The organism is Pseudomonas sp. XWY-1, assembly GCF_002953115.1.
In the GTDB taxonomy this organism is placed as follows: Bacteria; Pseudomonadota; Gammaproteobacteria; order Pseudomonadales; family Pseudomonadaceae; genus Aquipseudomonas; species Aquipseudomonas alloputida.
In genome coordinates, this window is sequence record NZ_CP026332.1 from 1,339,540 (window position 1) to 1,353,577 (window position 14,038).

13 protein-coding genes and 1 pseudogene are annotated in these 14,038 nt (G+C 61.5%); 7 read left to right on the forward strand and 7 right to left on the reverse strand.

Features of this window, described 5'->3' with window-relative positions:
* Position 1 precedes the first annotated feature (1 nt).
* The 3 genes from PRJ_RS06335 to PRJ_RS06350 all read right to left on the reverse strand — a co-directional run bounded on the left by PRJ_RS06335 (position 2) and on the right by PRJ_RS06350 (position 3,176).
* Positions 2 to 703 (reverse strand): 4'-phosphopantetheinyl transferase, encoded by a 702-nt coding sequence (locus PRJ_RS06335; protein ID WP_010952336.1) that lies wholly within the window; start codon positions 701 to 703, stop codon positions 2 to 4.
* A gap of 215 nt (positions 704 to 918) precedes the next feature.
* Positions 919 to 2,273, reverse strand: a protein-coding gene (locus tag PRJ_RS06345) for an IS3 family transposase (protein WP_104960958.1) whose coding sequence is annotated in 2 segments (ribosomal slippage) — positions 919 to 1,797 and positions 1,800 to 2,273 — 1,353 coding nt in all. Because the reading frame shifts where the segments join, the coding sequence is not laid out codon by codon here.
* A 111-nt stretch (positions 2,274 to 2,384) separates the two neighbouring features.
* On the reverse strand, positions 2,385 to 3,176 hold the full coding sequence (locus tag PRJ_RS06350) for a dienelactone hydrolase family protein (protein WP_004576834.1): 792 nt from the start codon (positions 3,174 to 3,176) through the stop codon (positions 2,385 to 2,387).
* A gap of 129 nt (positions 3,177 to 3,305) precedes the next feature.
* On the opposite strand from PRJ_RS06350, the gene PRJ_RS06355 reads away from it, so the two are divergent.
* From PRJ_RS06355 to PRJ_RS06370, 4 genes are all read left to right on the forward strand, one after another.
* Positions 3,306 to 3,911 (forward strand): outer membrane beta-barrel protein, encoded by a 606-nt coding sequence (locus PRJ_RS06355; protein WP_010952338.1) that lies wholly within the window; start codon positions 3,306 to 3,308, stop codon positions 3,909 to 3,911.
* Between the two features lie 196 nt (positions 3,912 to 4,107).
* Positions 4,108 to 4,785, forward strand: coding sequence for a response regulator (locus PRJ_RS06360; RefSeq protein ID WP_020189835.1), 678 nt, complete (start codon positions 4,108 to 4,110; stop codon positions 4,783 to 4,785).
* Positions 4,782 to 6,128 (forward strand): ATP-binding protein, encoded by a 1,347-nt coding sequence (locus PRJ_RS06365; protein ID WP_104960959.1) that lies wholly within the window; start codon positions 4,782 to 4,784, stop codon positions 6,126 to 6,128. The genes PRJ_RS06360 and PRJ_RS06365 overlap by 4 nt, the downstream gene beginning before the upstream one ends.
* A 351-nt stretch (positions 6,129 to 6,479) precedes the next feature.
* Complete coding sequence (locus PRJ_RS06370; RefSeq protein ID WP_010952341.1) at positions 6,480 to 7,802, forward strand: dicarboxylate/amino acid:cation symporter; 1,323 nt, start codon at positions 6,480 to 6,482, stop codon at positions 7,800 to 7,802.
* 149 nt (positions 7,803 to 7,951) lie between these two features.
* Here the strand turns inward: PRJ_RS06370 and tsaA are convergent, their stop codons facing one another.
* From tsaA to PRJ_RS06390, 4 genes are all read right to left on the reverse strand, one after another.
* The gene (gene tsaA / locus PRJ_RS06375) at positions 7,952 to 8,644 is read right to left on the reverse strand and encodes a tRNA (N6-threonylcarbamoyladenosine(37)-N6)-methyltransferase TrmO (RefSeq protein WP_104960960.1); all 693 of its coding nucleotides are present in this window, start codon (positions 8,642 to 8,644) and stop codon (positions 7,952 to 7,954) included.
* Positions 8,645 to 8,650: 6 nt separating this feature from the next.
* The gene (locus tag PRJ_RS06380) at positions 8,651 to 9,112 is read right to left on the reverse strand and encodes a DUF1456 family protein (protein WP_010952343.1); all 462 of its coding nucleotides are present in this window, start codon (positions 9,110 to 9,112) and stop codon (positions 8,651 to 8,653) included.
* A gap of 49 nt (positions 9,113 to 9,161) precedes the next feature.
* Positions 9,162 to 9,872, reverse strand: coding sequence for an rRNA pseudouridine synthase (locus PRJ_RS06385; protein WP_010952344.1), 711 nt, complete (start codon positions 9,870 to 9,872; stop codon positions 9,162 to 9,164).
* Between the two features lie 119 nt (positions 9,873 to 9,991).
* Positions 9,992 to 10,447, reverse strand: coding sequence for a GNAT family N-acetyltransferase (locus tag PRJ_RS06390; RefSeq protein ID WP_014755577.1), 456 nt, complete (start codon positions 10,445 to 10,447; stop codon positions 9,992 to 9,994).
* A gap of 318 nt (positions 10,448 to 10,765) precedes the next feature.
* Here PRJ_RS06390 and PRJ_RS06395 point away from each other — a divergent pair.
* From PRJ_RS06395 to PRJ_RS06405, 3 genes and pseudogenes are all read left to right on the forward strand, one after another.
* Positions 10,766 to 11,328: pseudogene (locus PRJ_RS06395) on the forward strand (hypothetical protein).
* A 191-nt stretch (positions 11,329 to 11,519) separates the two neighbouring features.
* Entirely contained in the window at positions 11,520 to 12,365 is an 846-nt protein-coding gene (locus PRJ_RS30035; protein ID WP_003254799.1) for a DUF6502 family protein, read from the forward strand.
* On the forward strand, positions 12,362 to 14,035 hold the full coding sequence (locus PRJ_RS06405; RefSeq protein WP_104960961.1) for a DUF5666 domain-containing protein: 1,674 nt from the start codon (positions 12,362 to 12,364) through the stop codon (positions 14,033 to 14,035). The genes PRJ_RS30035 and PRJ_RS06405 overlap by 4 nt, the downstream gene beginning before the upstream one ends.
* The last annotated feature ends 3 nt before the right edge of the window (positions 14,036 to 14,038 follow it).

Below are 14,038 nucleotides of genomic sequence, written 5' to 3' on the forward strand. Positions count from 1 at the left end.
GTCAGACGCTGACCAGGCTCAGCAGGTGGCCGTCCTGCAGGCAGAACTGGCCTTGCAGCTCTGCGCCTTGCTGCCACTGCGGTGACAGGTCGGTGAGCAGGCGCAAGCGCGCCAGCCCTTCCGCGGACCAGTCGAGCACTTCTGCGTGTTCGAAGTAGAAGCGTTGGCGAGTCAGTGGGTACAGGGTCTTGAACAAGCTTTCCTTCAGCGAGAACGTCAGGGTGACCGTAAGCCCAAGCTGGCGGCGGTCAAGGCGTTCGAGCTCTGCCGGGATAAGGATTTCACCCATCAGCCGCTCGGCGCGCTCGTCATCCAGCAAGGCTTCCTGATCCAGGCCCAGACCTTGGCAGCTGTTTTCGCCGGCGACCACCGCAGCGGCCCAGCCCTTGCCGTGTGTGATCGAGCCATGAATACCGGCGGGCCAGATGGGCGAGCGGTCTTCGTGGGTGCCGGGCACGTAGTCGCGACCGTCCAGGTGCTGGAGCGCGGCGCGGGCACATACGCGACCGGCCAGGTACTCGGCCTGGCGCTTGGCGACCGAGCGCTGCAGGCTGGCGCTGGGCACGATACCGGCGCGCTGGAAGTCGTCGGTTGCCAGGTGGGCAGGGTCGAAGGCGCAACTGACCAGCACCGCGCCGGGCAATGGACGGGGCAGGGGCCAGTGGTGCCGGAGCGGGGCGCAGCAGGCGGGAAGTGTGTTCATGGCGGCTATTGTGCCAGCTGTGCAGGCGCTAAGGGAGGTGGCGTGGCAGGATGACTTACCGCAGCCATGACAACATGGCGCAGATCAAAGCGTGATCGTGTGGGAGCGGGTTTACCCGCGAAGAATACACCGCGGTGGATGGCACGGGCTTCGCCCGTGTTCGCGGGCAAGCCCGCTCCCACACAGATGGACTGCCCCCCAAAAGTTGGACAGTTTTAAGCTGCAGCCTGAGCCCTGTACTCCACAGGGCTCAGGCCATTGAGCCTCAGCTTGATGCGATCATGGTTGTAGTAGTGAATGTACTCATCCAGACCCGCTCTCAGCTCATCAATGCTCTCGAAACGCTTCAGGTAGAAAAACTCAGATTTGAGCGTGCCGAAGAAGCTTTCCATGGCCGCGTTGTCCAGGCAATTGCCTTTTCGAGACATGCTCTGCTTTATCCCGCATTCGCTTAGCTTACGGCGGTATTGCGCCTGCTGGTAATGCCATCCCTGATCCGAATGCAACACGAGCTTCGGTTTCTCTCCCAGGCAATCGAGCGCTTTGCCAAGCATGTTCCCAACCAGGCTATAGCACGGGCGACTGGCCATTTCGTAGGCCACGATTTCGCCGTTGTACAAATCCATCACGGGCGACAGATAGAGCTTCTGTTGAGCTACTTTGAACTCGGTTACGTCAGTCACCCACTTCTGGTTTGGGCGTTGAGCGACAAAATTTCGCTCCAGTACATTCGCTGCCACTTTGCCGACGGTACCTCGATAGGAGCGATATTTCTTGGGGCGCACTACTGATTTCAATCCCTGCTCAGCCATCAGCCGTTCAATGACCTTCTTGTTCACCCGCTTTTCCTTCCTGATTACGAGTGCGATACGGCGATAACCATAAAGCCGTTTCTGCTCGTGATAGACGCGATGCACCAATGCCTTGAGCTCAGCATGCCGGTCTGGCTTCTGCTGAGCTTTGAGCTGGTAGTAGAAGGTGCTGCGCGCCAGCTCGACCAACTGAAGGAGGTCAGGCAAAGGAAACCTGCGCTTGAGTTTGGAAACGATCAGGGCTTTTTCCCGCGTGTTCGTTCCTTTTCCTCGCGCAGAGCCTTGAGCTCCTTTAGGACAGCATTCTCCATGCGCAGGTACTCAAGTTCAGCCATCAGCTGATCTCGAGACTTCTGATCATCATTGGTATCGGTGGGTTTGGCAGGCTTGATCTTCTTCGACACGTCGATTGGCTTTCTTGGCTTGATGGCAGTAGAGGGTGCAGGACTGCCACTGTAGTACTGCCGCTGCCAAATGCCTATCTGAGAGGACTGCCCAAGACCAAAGTGGGCAGCGGTCTGGCGCAGCGAAAGCCGATGCTCGTGCATATAGCTAAGCACCTGCTGTTTGAAATCACTGGTATAGCGCCGCCCATGCGAGCCTGGACCAATGCCATTATTGGCCTGATAACTGGCCACCCAGCGTCGAAGCAGGCTGAAATCGATACCTAAGTGTTGAGCCACCTTTCGGAAACCGTTGCTGCCATCCAGGTAGGCTGTGATCGCTGTGAGCTTGAATTGCTCGGTGTACTTACCCATAGATCCCCCAAGGGTTGGATTGGTGTCCAACTTCTTGGGGGCAGTCCACAGATCGCGCCAGCTTTTAGAAATTGAGCAAGACAGTTGCTCCTACAACGATTGCACAATCTTTTATTTGAACACCTTCTTGAAGAACGCCTGCATATCCGCCCAGGAACGCTCGTCCGCTGCCTTGTTATAGCCAATGTCCGGCCCACCATGTTCACCATGGCTCAGCCGATCGGCATCGGGGTTGGTGAACCCGTGCTTGGCCCCTTCAATACTGACGAACTGGTAGTTGACCTTGGCCGCATCCATCTCGGCCTTGAACGCCTCTACCTGCTGTGGGGTGACCATGCTGTCCGCCGCACCATGCTCGACCAGGATATCGGCCCGCACTACGCCAGGTTTTGCCGGGGTCTGGGTGGCCAATGCGCCATGGAAGCTCACCACGCCATCGAGCTTTTCTCCCCGGCGTGCGGCATCGAGCACCACCTTGCCGCCAAAACAGTAGCCGACAGCGCCCAGTTGATGCTTGTTCACATTCGGCTGCTTTTTCAACAACTCCAGGCCCGCGTCGAAGCGCGCTGCTGCTGCGGCCGGGTCCTTCATCGCTGCGGCCATGAATGCCTGGGCATCCTGCGGGTGCTCGGTGTGCTTGCCATCGCCGTACATGTCGATGGCCAGTGCCTTGTAGCCCAGGGCCGCGAGATCTCTCGCACGACGCTTGGCATAGTCGTTCAGGCCCCACCATTCATGCACCACAACGATGCCTGGGCGTTTGCCGTCCAGCGCGTCATCGTAGGCGTAGTAGCCGACGAGGCGGTTGCCATCGTCGTCCTGATAAGGAATTTCACGGGTCACTACCGCCGCTTGGGCGAGGGCGGCGCTGCACATCAGGGTCAGGGCCAGCAGGGCTCGCATGTTCACAACTCCTTGTTTTGCTATCGGTTCGTTCAGCCGGTGTTCAGCCAGGGTTCAGTCGCGGTTCAGGGTGCCCTGATTACTCTAGCTTCCAGACCGAAACAGCGCACCCAACTGGAGTACCCAGCCATGAAAACCTTCAATACCCTGCTTGCCGCCATGGCCGTCTGTGCCGCTGGCATCACCACCGCCCAGGCCGCGGACGACAACTTCGCCAGCCTCACCTACGGCCAGACCAGCGACAAAGTCCGCAAGTCCGGCCTGCTGCAACGCAACACCGACCACCTCAACGCCGACGGTATCATCGGCAAGGACGATACCTGGGGTGTGCGTCTGGGCAAGATCAACGACCAGGGCCGCTACTACATGACCTATGACAACGTCTCTGGCGACCACAGTGGCCTGAAGTTGCGCCAGGAAAACCTGCTTGGCAGCTACGACTTGTTCCTGCCGGTGGGCGATACCACCAAGCTGTTCGGTGGTGGCAGCCTGGGTGTGACCAAGCTGACCCAGGACTCGCCAGGCGCCAGCCGGGACACTGACTACGGTTATGCCTACGGCTTGCAGGCCGGTGTGATCCAGGACATCACCGACAAGGCCTCGGTCGAACTGGGCTACCGTTACCTGCGCACCAATGCCGCGACCGAGGTGGGCGCACATGGCGGGCCGAAGGACGGCACCCTGCGTCTGACCAGCAGCGCCCAGACCTACCTGGCGGCTTCATACAAGTTCTGACGGACGAGCCGCGTTATCCTGTACTGGCCTCTTCGCGGGCACGCCCGCTCCCACAGGTGCTGCACAAACCTCAGAACCTGTGCAGTGCCTTTGGTTTCTGCAGGTGCTACACAGGTTTCAGGGACTGTGCGATTACTGTGGGAGCGGGCGTGCCCGCGAAAGGGCCGGTACAGGCAATACACATAAGGAGCTGCACATGAAACTGCTGGTGGTCGAGGACGAAGCCCTGCTTCGCCATCACCTCTACACCCGCCTGGGCGAAAGCGGCCATGTGGTCGAGGCGGTCGCTGATGCCGAAGAGGCGCTGTACCAGGCCGAGCAGTACCATTTCGACCTTGCCATCATCGACCTGGGCCTGCCCGGTATCAGCGGCCTGGAGCTGATCACGCGCCTGCGCAGCCAGGACAAGACCTTCCCCATTCTCATCCTCACAGCCCGTGGCAACTGGCAAGACAAGGTCGAGGGCCTGGCCGCCGGTGCCGACGACTACCTGGTCAAGCCGTTCCAGTTCGAGGAGCTTGAAGCACGGCTCAATGCCCTGTTGCGCCGCTCCAGTGGTTTCACCCAGTCGACCATCGCCGCTGGCCCCTTGGTGCTTGACCTCAACCGCAAGCAGGCCACCCTCGACGAACAAGCTTTGCCCCTGACCGCATACGAATACCGCATCCTCGAATACCTCATGCGCCATCACCAGCAGGTGGTGGCCAAGGATCGCCTGATGGAGCAGTTGTACCCAGGAGACGAAGAGCGCGACCCCAATGTCATCGAAGTGCTGGTTGGCCGCCTGCGCCGCAAGCTTGAAGGCGAGCGCGGCTTCAAACCCATCGACACGGTGCGCGGCCTGGGCTACCTGTTCACCGAGCGCTGCCGATGATCCGCTCGCTGCGGGTGCGCCTGATGCTGGCCGCCGCAGTGTTGGCGCTGCTGTTCATGCTGGCGCTGCTGCCGGCCTTGCAGAAGGCCTTCAGCCTGGCTCTGCAGGAATCGATCGAGCAGCGTCTGGCCTCGGATGTGACCACGCTGATTTCCGCTGCGCGTATCGAGCATGGCCAGCTGCAGATGCCGACGCTGCTGCCGGACGAGCGCTACAACCTGCCCTACACAGGCCTGCTCGGTTATATCTTTGACCGCGACGGCAAACTGGTCTGGCAGTCGCGGGCCACCGCCGACCGGCACATCAACTACCAGCCGCGCTATGACGGGCGCGGCAACGAGTTCGACCGCATTCACCAGTCCGATGGCGAAGAGTTCTTCGTATACGACGTCGAGATAAAGCTGCTGGGCGGGCAGAGCGCCGCCTACAGCATTGTCGCTCTGCAGCCCGTGAGCGAGTACAAGGCCACCCTCAATGGCCTGCGCGAAAAGCTCTACCTGGGGTTCGGCGCTGCATTGCTGGCGCTCATGGTGTTGTTGTGGGCAGGCCTGACCTGGGGGCTGCGCTCGTTGCGACGCCTCAGCCACGAACTGGATGAAGTGGAATCCGGTGCACGTGACGGCCTGAGCGGCGAGCACCCACGCGAGTTGCTGCGCCTTACCCGCTCGCTCAACCGTCTGTTGCGCAGTGAGCGTGAGCAGCGCACGCGCTACCGTGATTCGCTGGACGACCTGGCCCACAGCCTGAAGACGCCGCTGGCGGTGCTGCAGGGCGTGGGTGAAAGCTTGCAGCAACGCAGCGGCGAGCGCGAGCAGGCGCGGGTGCTGCAAAGCCAGATCGAGCGCATGAGCCAGCAGATCGACTACCAGCTGCAACGCGCCAGCCTGCGCAAGAGTGGCCTGGTCCGCCACAGCGTATTGCTGCGGCCGTTGCTCGACAGCCTGTGCAGCACCTTGGCCAAGGTTTACCGGGAAAAACGTGTGGACGTGGTGCTGGAGTTGCCGGACGCGGCGCAGGTACCGATGGAGCAGGGCGCGTTGCTGGAAATGCTCGGCAACCTGCTGGAGAACGCCTACCGGCTGAGCCTGGGCCAAGTGCGGGTGAGCCTGGTGAAGGCGCCGGGGTATCTGACCTTGTGCATCGAGGACGACGGGCCGGGCGTGCCCGTCGACCAGCGTGAACGCATTCTGGAGCGTGGGGAGCGGCTGGACAGCCAGCACCCGGGGCAGGGCATCGGCTTGGCAGTGGTCAAGGATATCGTCGACAGCTATGACGCCGAGCTGAGCCTTGGCGATTCGCCGCTGGGGGGCGCTGCGTTCAGGATCACCTTCCACCTGGATTGATTCGTAGCCTGTGCCAGCCCGTTCGCAGGTCAATCCGCGAATGGGCCGGCACAGGCAATCCACAAAGGGCGGATTTCCGCCATTCCTCCTTGTACAAATTCCGCCATCGGGCGGAAATCCGCCAATCCGTCCCGGGAGTATCGCCCTGTCGTTGGGCATTTATCCCCAGCAAATACGGACCTTGCACCCTTCATGGGCATTTTGGCACCACCCTTGCTATTGATCCTCGCAGAGGCCTGCCCAGGCAGCTCGAACACAACGACAAATCCCTCCAAGTGCAGGAGGGTTAGCGATTCAGGTGCCCCCATCACCCTGGGAAGGGTGAACCGGCACACTTGAGGAAAATTAGCCATGACGACACGTCAGCCGCTGTACAAATCCCTGTATGTCCAGGTGTTGGTCGCCATCACCATCGGCATCCTGCTCGGCCACTACTACCCGGAAACGGGCGTTGCCCTCAAACCCCTGGGTGACGGCTTCGTCAAACTGATCAAGATGGTCATCGCCCCGATCATCTTCTGTACCGTGGTCAGCGGCATTGCCGGCATGCAGAGCATGAAGTCGGTCGGCAAAACCGGCGGCTACGCGTTGCTGTACTTTGAAATAGTCTCCACCATCGCCCTGATCATCGGCCTCGTCGTCGTCAACGTGGTCAAGCCAGGCGCTGGCATGCACATCGACGTCAGCACCCTGAACGCCAGCAGCGTGGCTGCCTACGCCGCCGCCGGCGCGCAGCAGACTACCGTCGGCTTCCTGCTTAACGTCATCCCCAATACGGTCGTCGGCGCCTTCGCCAACGGCGACATCCTGCAAGTGCTGATGTTCTCGGTACTGTTCGGCTTTGCCCTGCACCGCCTGGGCAGCTACGGCAAGCCGGTACTGGACATGATCGACCGCTTCGCCCACGTCATGTTCAACATCATCAACATGATCATGAAGCTGGCTCCGATCGGCGCTTTCGGCGCCATGGCCTTCACCATTGGCCAGTACGGTGTTGGCTCGCTGGTGCAGCTGGGCTACCTGATGGCCTGCTTCTACATCACCTGCCTGCTGTTCGTGCTGGTGGTGCTGGGCGGTATCTGCCGTGCCCACGGCTTCAGCGTGATCAAGCTGATCCGCTACATCCGTGAAGAACTGCTGATCGTGCTGGGTACTTCGTCCTCGGAGTCGGCCCTGCCACGCATGCTGGCCAAGATGGAGCGCCTGGGTGCCAAGAAATCGGTAGTGGGCCTGGTTATCCCGACTGGCTACTCGTTCAACCTGGACGGTACCTCGATCTACCTGACCATGGCTGCGGTGTTCATCGCTCAGGCCACTGACACCACCATGGACATCACTCACCAGATCACCCTGCTGCTGGTGCTGCTGGTGGCTTCCAAGGGGGCTGCCGGCGTTACCGGTTCGGGCTTCATCGTGCTGGCCGCGACCCTGTCGGCTGTTGGCCACCTGCCGGTTGCCGGCCTGGCGCTGATCCTCGGCATCGACCGCTTCATGTCCGAAGCCCGCGCCCTGACCAACCTGGTGGGCAACGCCGTTGCCACCGTGGTAGTGGCCAAGTGGGTCAAGGAAATGGACAACGACAAGCTGGCTTCGGAACTGGACTCCGGTGGTGCGCCGCTGATCGATACCCGCCCGACGGACGACCTGGGCGTGGCTGAAGGCCCGGCTCGTTGATAGCTGGTTGAAATGAGAAAGGCGACCAAAGGTCGCCTTTTTCGTGTTAGCGCGGTCCCTTGTGTGGGCCTTGCTCAATTTCTAAAAGCTGGCGCGATTGGACTTGTGGGAGCGGGCTTGCCCGCGAACACGGGCGAAGCCCGTGGCCCTCAGCCCAGTACCACTTCCAACACCCGGATGACGTCCGGCTGCGGGTAATGCCACCTTACTTGCACATCCCAGAACTTCACCCCGTACACCCGCTCGGACGGTGGTATCTGGTAGGCCGGCCGTGGGTCCTGCGCCAGGCATTGCTCGATCAGTTGCACCAGCGGCTCATTCAAACGCAGCGCATGCTCGCGGGCCTGGATCAGGGCGTTGTCCGCCCACTGCACGGCAATTGCCACAGGCGCTGCGTTGGCCATCTGGTTGCTGGCGCCAGCGACGCTGTCGGCATAGGGCACATACGGCTTGATATCCAGCACCGGCGTGCCGTCGAGCAGGTCGATCCCGGACAGCAGCAGGCGCCCGGGCTCCACGCCCTCCAGGCGTACCACCGACTGGCCGATGCCGTTGGGCCGGTGGGTGGCGCGGGTGGCGAACACCCCCATGCTCTTGTTGCCGCCCAGACGCGGAGGCCGCACTTTCAGACGCGGCTTTTCTTCCAGGGCCTGGTGGAACAGGAACAGCAGCCAGACATGGCTGACCTGCTCCAGGCCTTCGACCGCGTCACCTTGATCGAACGGCGGCAACAGTTCGAGTACGCCACGGGCGGCAGGCGCCAGCTGCGGCTGGCGCGGAATGGCGAACTTTTCCTTGAAACAGGAGTGGACGATGCCGACCGGGACAACCGTATGCTGCATGGCCACTCAGCCGCGCACGCGCAGGGTCAGGCCCTTGAGGAAGTTGCGCATCAACTGGTCGCCACACGGGCGGTAGTTGTCGTGGCCAGCCTTGCGGAACAGCGCGCTGAGCTCCGGTTTGCTGACCGGGAAGTTGACCGACTTGAGAATCGCGTGCAGGTCGTCTTCCTTGAGCTCAAAGGCCACACGCAGCTTCTTGAGGATCAGGTTGTTGGTTACCGGCAGCTCGATCGGCTGCTGCGGGCGGCTCTCGTCTTTGCCTCGGCGGTAGATCACCAGGCCGTCAAGGAAGTGCGCCATCACCCGTTCCGGGCAGCGCACGAAGCCTTCCTCTTCTTCTTTTTTCAGGTAGGTGGCCAGCACCAGAGGATGCACTTCGAGGCCAGAGAGCCCGATGATTTCGGCCATCTTGGCGTCGTTCACCTTGAGCATGTAGCGCAGGCTGCGCAGGACGTCGTTGTGGTTCATTGCAGCAGAATCCTGTTCAGGTGCCGCGCGTTCCAGCGCGGCGTATTGCTTAGAAACGTTCGGAGGTAGCCAGGTAACGCCATTGGCCCAAGGGCAGCTTGCCCATCGACACACCGCCCAGGCGAATGCGTCGCATGCCTAAAAGCTCCAGGCGCAGGTAGGCGCATAGCTCGGAAATCTGCCCTGGTTGTGGGTTCTTCAACACCATGCGCAGGTGTGTCTCGTTCTGCCAGCTGGCCTTGGCCTTGGGCAACTCGCGGTCATTGCGCATGGCCCCACGCGCCAGGCGTTCCAGCGCCTGGGGGGTGGTTTCGCCGCGCACTTCAATGATGAACTCCTGCTCCAGGCGACGCAGGTCGGCCTCGATCTTGCGGGATACCCGCCAGTCCTGGGTAAACACCTGCAGGCCGCTGGCGCCACGCTCCAGCGGTGCCACGCAGGCCTGCCGGGCAAAATGCCCGTGCAGGGCGCGCACGCCTTCGCGGTGGGCCTCGCTAAGGCTGCCCATGTTCATGCTGGCGCGGGCGTCTTCACTGTCCATGCCGGCTGGCTGGTTCAGCAGCAGGGTCACTGGCTCCAGGGTTTCGGCACGGGCACCTGGCAGCAGCTCGACGCGCTGCTGCTCGACCTTGAACTGCGGCTGCTCGACCACCACGCCATCGACCGTTACCCAGCCTCCTTCAATGTACTGCTCGGCCTCGCGGCGGGAGCAGCCGAGCTGCTCGATGAGGCGTTTGGACAGGCGGACGGGTTCGGACATGGGGCAATTCGCAAGGCAGGGAAAGGCCTCCATTGTACCTGCCTGCAAGCGGTAGATGATGGGAATCTGTGTCAGATGCGCCATTTTGGACACATAGCGCGGCACATTCAGGCGCCGCCTCAAGGCACTGTGCGCATCAGCCTCATGTGCAGCAGAGGATAGGGCTGGCCCAGGCCGTCGGTTTCCGAACGGCCGATGACCTCGAAACCTTCATGCAGGTAGAAGCCCAGCGCTTTCGGGTTCTGCTCGTTGACGTCAAGGTACTCGGCATTCAGCTCACTGATGGCATAGCGCAGCAGGCGCTTGCCTACCCCTTGGCCGCGGTAGCCAGGTGCGACGAACAGCATGTCCACCCGCCCGTTGGCGACACCGGCGAAGCCACAGATGCGCTGGCGGTCCTTGCAGCAGATCAGCATCACTGCGTCGAGGTAGCGGCGCAGCACATGTTCGCGCAGTAGCAGGATATAGCCCTCTGGCAGAAAGTCGTGGGTGGCGCGTACTGAATCCTCCCACACCTGTACCAGCTCGCTGTAGTCGCACAAGCGCGGGGTTTGCAGCGTCAGTAGCGCAGCCATGCCGGTGTTCCTCTGGGGCGATAGGGAAAACATAGCAGGCCAACCACCGGTCGGCTGGTTCGCTTGGCGCTTGAGACTTGGGGAGTGACGGTCTATTAATTAAGCGTGGGAAAAAATCCCACGTAAGTATAAGTTCAATCTGAAGCAAGATTACTGACTGATTTGGCGTTCTCGTGGCGAAGACCTGGAGACGGACTATGCAAATCCACCTGCTTTTCAAGAAGGCTTTACTCGCGGCTGCTGTAGCTGGCGTGTTGTCGATGTCCATTGCCTTGATCCCTGACTCGATTTCTCATGGCTCCAGTGCCTACGCTAAAGATGGCGGTGGCGGTGGCGGTGGCGGCGGTGGCCACGGTGGAAGTGGCGGCGGCGGTGGCCACGGTGGCGGTGGAAGTGGGGCGGCGGTGGCCACGGTGGCGGTGGAAGTGGCGGCGGCGGTGGCCACGGTGGCGGTGGAAGTGGCGGCGGCGGTGGCCACGGTGGCGGTGGAAGCGGCGGTGGCGGTGGCCACGGTGGTGGTGGAAGTGGTGGCGGCGGTGGCCATGGTGGCGGAAGCGGAAGTGGTGGCCACGGCAGCGGCGGTGACGGTGGTGGCCATGCCGGCAACAGCGGCAGTGGCCACGACGGTAATTCGAACGCTGGGCGCAGCAGTAACCATGCTGAAGCGGGTGACGATCATGGCAATCACGCGGGTGGGGAACCCGGGGATGATCATGGTAATCATGTCGGCGGTGAGCCTGGCGATGATCACGGCAATCATGTTGGTGGTGAACCTGGTGACGATCACGGCAACCATGTGGGTGGCGAACCGGGTGATGACCACGGTGTTCATGCCGGCGGCGAGGCCGGGGATGACAACAGCAGAAGCTGATTGGCGCTGACCCGAGGTGGCCCATACAAAACCCAGCGGACGGGTTTTGTATGAGCAGGTTCTGGCCTGTCTTGCCTTTATCACGTCATTTCCAATGAGTGCTGACAGCTTTTTCCTCGTCCATGCCGGGATATGATTGCGGTTTGCGTGGGATTAATTCCCGCGTCTTATACTGGGTGCCTCTGTCAAGGAATGCCCTCGATGCAATCGCCTGTCTTACCCCCGTCGATGCTGAGTGCGCTGCGGCGTGTGATGCGCCCGCTGGTGCGCCTGATGCTGCGCAAAGGGGTTACCTACACGATGTTCACCGACCTGCTCAAGGAGGTGTTCGTCGATGTGGCCCATCGCGAGTTTCGCCTGAACGACACCGCGCCAACCGATAGCCGCATCAGCCTGCTTACCGGCGTACATCGTAAAGATGTCCGGCGGCTGCGTAATGAGGGTGACACTGCAATTGCGGCCCTGCCGGATAACATCACGCTAGGTGCACAGTTGGTCAATGTATGGACCAACACCCCACCATTCTGCTCGGCACCCGGCCAGGCGAGGGCGCTTGCGCGGCTAGCCAGTGTGGGTGGCGATTGCTCATTCGACGCCCTGGTCGCCAAGGTCAGCACCGATATTCGCGGCCGGGTGGTGCTGGACGAATGGTTGCGCCTGGGCGTCGTGCGGCTCGATGAGCAGGATTGCGTGCACCTGGAAGCCCATGCATTCGTGCCACAGAAGGGTTTTGATGAAAAGGCTGCGTACTTCGGCCACAACCTGCATGACCATGCCTGTGCGGCGGTGCACAACCTCAGCGGCGAAGGCCCGCCATTTTTTGAGCGTAGCGTGCACTACGATGCCTTGAGCCCGGCCAGCGTCGAGCATTTGCGAGATGTGGTGGCCAAGGATGGCATGCAGACACTACTTGCCTTCAGCCGGCTTGCAGCAGCGTTGGAGAGTGCTGATGAGCCCGGTATCGAACAACGTCAGCGCATCACTGTCGGGCTTTATTTCTACACTGAAGCTACCGATTCGGATCCGTCAAAGACACCTGGCCCATGACACTTCTTGTGCGCTACCTCAGTGCTGTCATGTTTGCCCTGGTTTTCGGGTGGAACCTGATGGCCCCGGCCGAGGTGGCCGCAGCGCCGGTGTGTGTCAGCCGTGACGAGATGGGTATGGCCGGTGCCGCAGGCCTGCAGTTTCCCGGTGGCATAGGCGGCACCGGTGTGCGCAATGAAAATGGCGGCGTCGGTGGCACCGGTGCCCCAGTCCAGCAACGCCCGGGTGGTACAGGCGGCACAGGCGCGGTGGCGGAGGGTGTGGACGGCACCTACTTTGATCAGCGCCACGGGGGGGGAGGTGGTACCGGTACGCCGATCCTGCGCCCGGGTGGTACTGGGGGTACAGGCATCGTCGGTACCATCACCGGCTTCGCCTCGATCTGCGTCAATGGCATGGAAGTGCACTATGGCAAGGACGTACCGGTGAGTGAAAACGGTGCGCCTGCCAGCAGTGGTCACCTGGCGATCGGGCAGGTGGTGGCGGTGGAGGCATTCGCCACCCAGCGCGGCCTGCAAGCGGGGCGCATTTCGATCCTCAACGTCTTCGAAGGGCCGTTGACGGCGCTGCCCAATGCCTCGGCCCCGCTGCGGGTCATGGGGCAACCCGTGCGGCTGGCCGCTGGCGCGCGGGTAGCTGAAGGGTTGCGCCCGGGTGAGCCCGTGAGGGTCAGCGGCCTGCGCGATGCCCGGGGAGAAGTCGTGGCGACCCGTATCGAACGGGCACCGGGGTTGAGGGAGGCCAGCGCCATCGGCGCGGTTGATCGCACTGGCAGCCTTCAGGGGTTGAAGTTGGGTACCCGTGTGGCGCCTGCACGTGAGGTGCTGGTGCGCGGCCAGTGGACCGGGCGCCAGCTTGAAGTGGCGCAAACCCGTCCAGACCCGAGCCTGCCTTTTGCTGGTCGTGTACAGCAGGCGGTGGTTGAAGGGCTGGTACAGCGCACACAAGCTCGGCAGTTGGTGGTTGCAGGTCTCAATGTGACATTGGGGCAGGGCACCGTAATTGTCGGTCGGCAGCCAGCGGCGTTGGCGCTTGATCAACGTGTGCGGGTGAGCGGGGTGCTCAATGGAACTCACGAGCTGCGGGCAACCCGCGTGGAATTCCAGGACGACCTTGTCGACAATCCTGACAGAAGCCAGTCGGGGCACGGTGGTGAGCATGACGGAAGCAGCTCCGGCGGCTCCAGCAGCGGTCATGGCGCAAGCGATGGGGCCAGCGATCGCGATGAAAACAGCGATGATCACAGTGGGCGCAGTGCCGTTGACGGCTCCAGTGACCATGGCAGCGGTGAAAAGTCGGGAAAGTCGGTACACCTCGACGCATTGGAGCAATCGACGCGCAGCAACAGTGGAAGCTCCGATCGGGTTGAGAAGGTCGAAGTCGAAAACACCGGAAAGGTCGAAAAAGTAGACAAGGTCGAGAAGCCCGAGAAGGTCGAGAAGGTCGAGAAAGTCGAGAAGGTCGAGAAGGTCGAGAAAGTCGAGAAGGTCGAGAAAGTCGAGAAAGTCGAGAAGGTCGAGAAAGTCGAGAAGCCCGAGAAAGTAGAAAAAGTAGAAAAGCCTGAACGGGTCGAAAAGGTGGAGTTACCAGAGAAAGTTGAAAAGGTGGAGAGGCCGGAAAAGGCAGAGACGGTGGAAAAAGTCGAGCATCCAGAGCGATCCGGGCGTTAGCCA

Coding starts and splice junctions, on each gene's coding strand:
- PRJ_RS06335 (WP_010952336.1), bottom strand. CDS start 703: ATGAACACACTTCCCGCCTGCTGCGCCCCGCTCCGGCACCACTGGCCC.
- PRJ_RS06350 (WP_004576834.1), bottom strand. CDS start 3,176: ATGCGAGCCCTGCTGGCCCTGACCCTGATGTGCAGCGCCGCCCTCGCC.
- PRJ_RS06355 (WP_010952338.1), top strand. CDS start 3,306: ATGAAAACCTTCAATACCCTGCTTGCCGCCATGGCCGTCTGTGCCGCT.
- PRJ_RS06360 (WP_020189835.1), top strand. CDS start 4,108: ATGAAACTGCTGGTGGTCGAGGACGAAGCCCTGCTTCGCCATCACCTC.
- PRJ_RS06365 (WP_104960959.1), top strand. CDS start 4,782: ATGATCCGCTCGCTGCGGGTGCGCCTGATGCTGGCCGCCGCAGTGTTG.
- PRJ_RS06370 (WP_010952341.1), top strand. CDS start 6,480: ATGACGACACGTCAGCCGCTGTACAAATCCCTGTATGTCCAGGTGTTG.
- tsaA (WP_104960960.1), bottom strand. CDS start 8,644: ATGCAGCATACGGTTGTCCCGGTCGGCATCGTCCACTCCTGTTTCAAG.
- PRJ_RS06380 (WP_010952343.1), bottom strand. CDS start 9,112: ATGAACCACAACGACGTCCTGCGCAGCCTGCGCTACATGCTCAAGGTG.
- PRJ_RS06385 (WP_010952344.1), bottom strand. CDS start 9,872: ATGTCCGAACCCGTCCGCCTGTCCAAACGCCTCATCGAGCAGCTCGGC.
- PRJ_RS06390 (WP_014755577.1), bottom strand. CDS start 10,447: ATGGCTGCGCTACTGACGCTGCAAACCCCGCGCTTGTGCGACTACAGC.
- PRJ_RS30035 (WP_003254799.1), top strand. CDS start 11,520: ATGCAATCGCCTGTCTTACCCCCGTCGATGCTGAGTGCGCTGCGGCGT.
- PRJ_RS06405 (WP_104960961.1), top strand. CDS start 12,362: ATGACACTTCTTGTGCGCTACCTCAGTGCTGTCATGTTTGCCCTGGTT.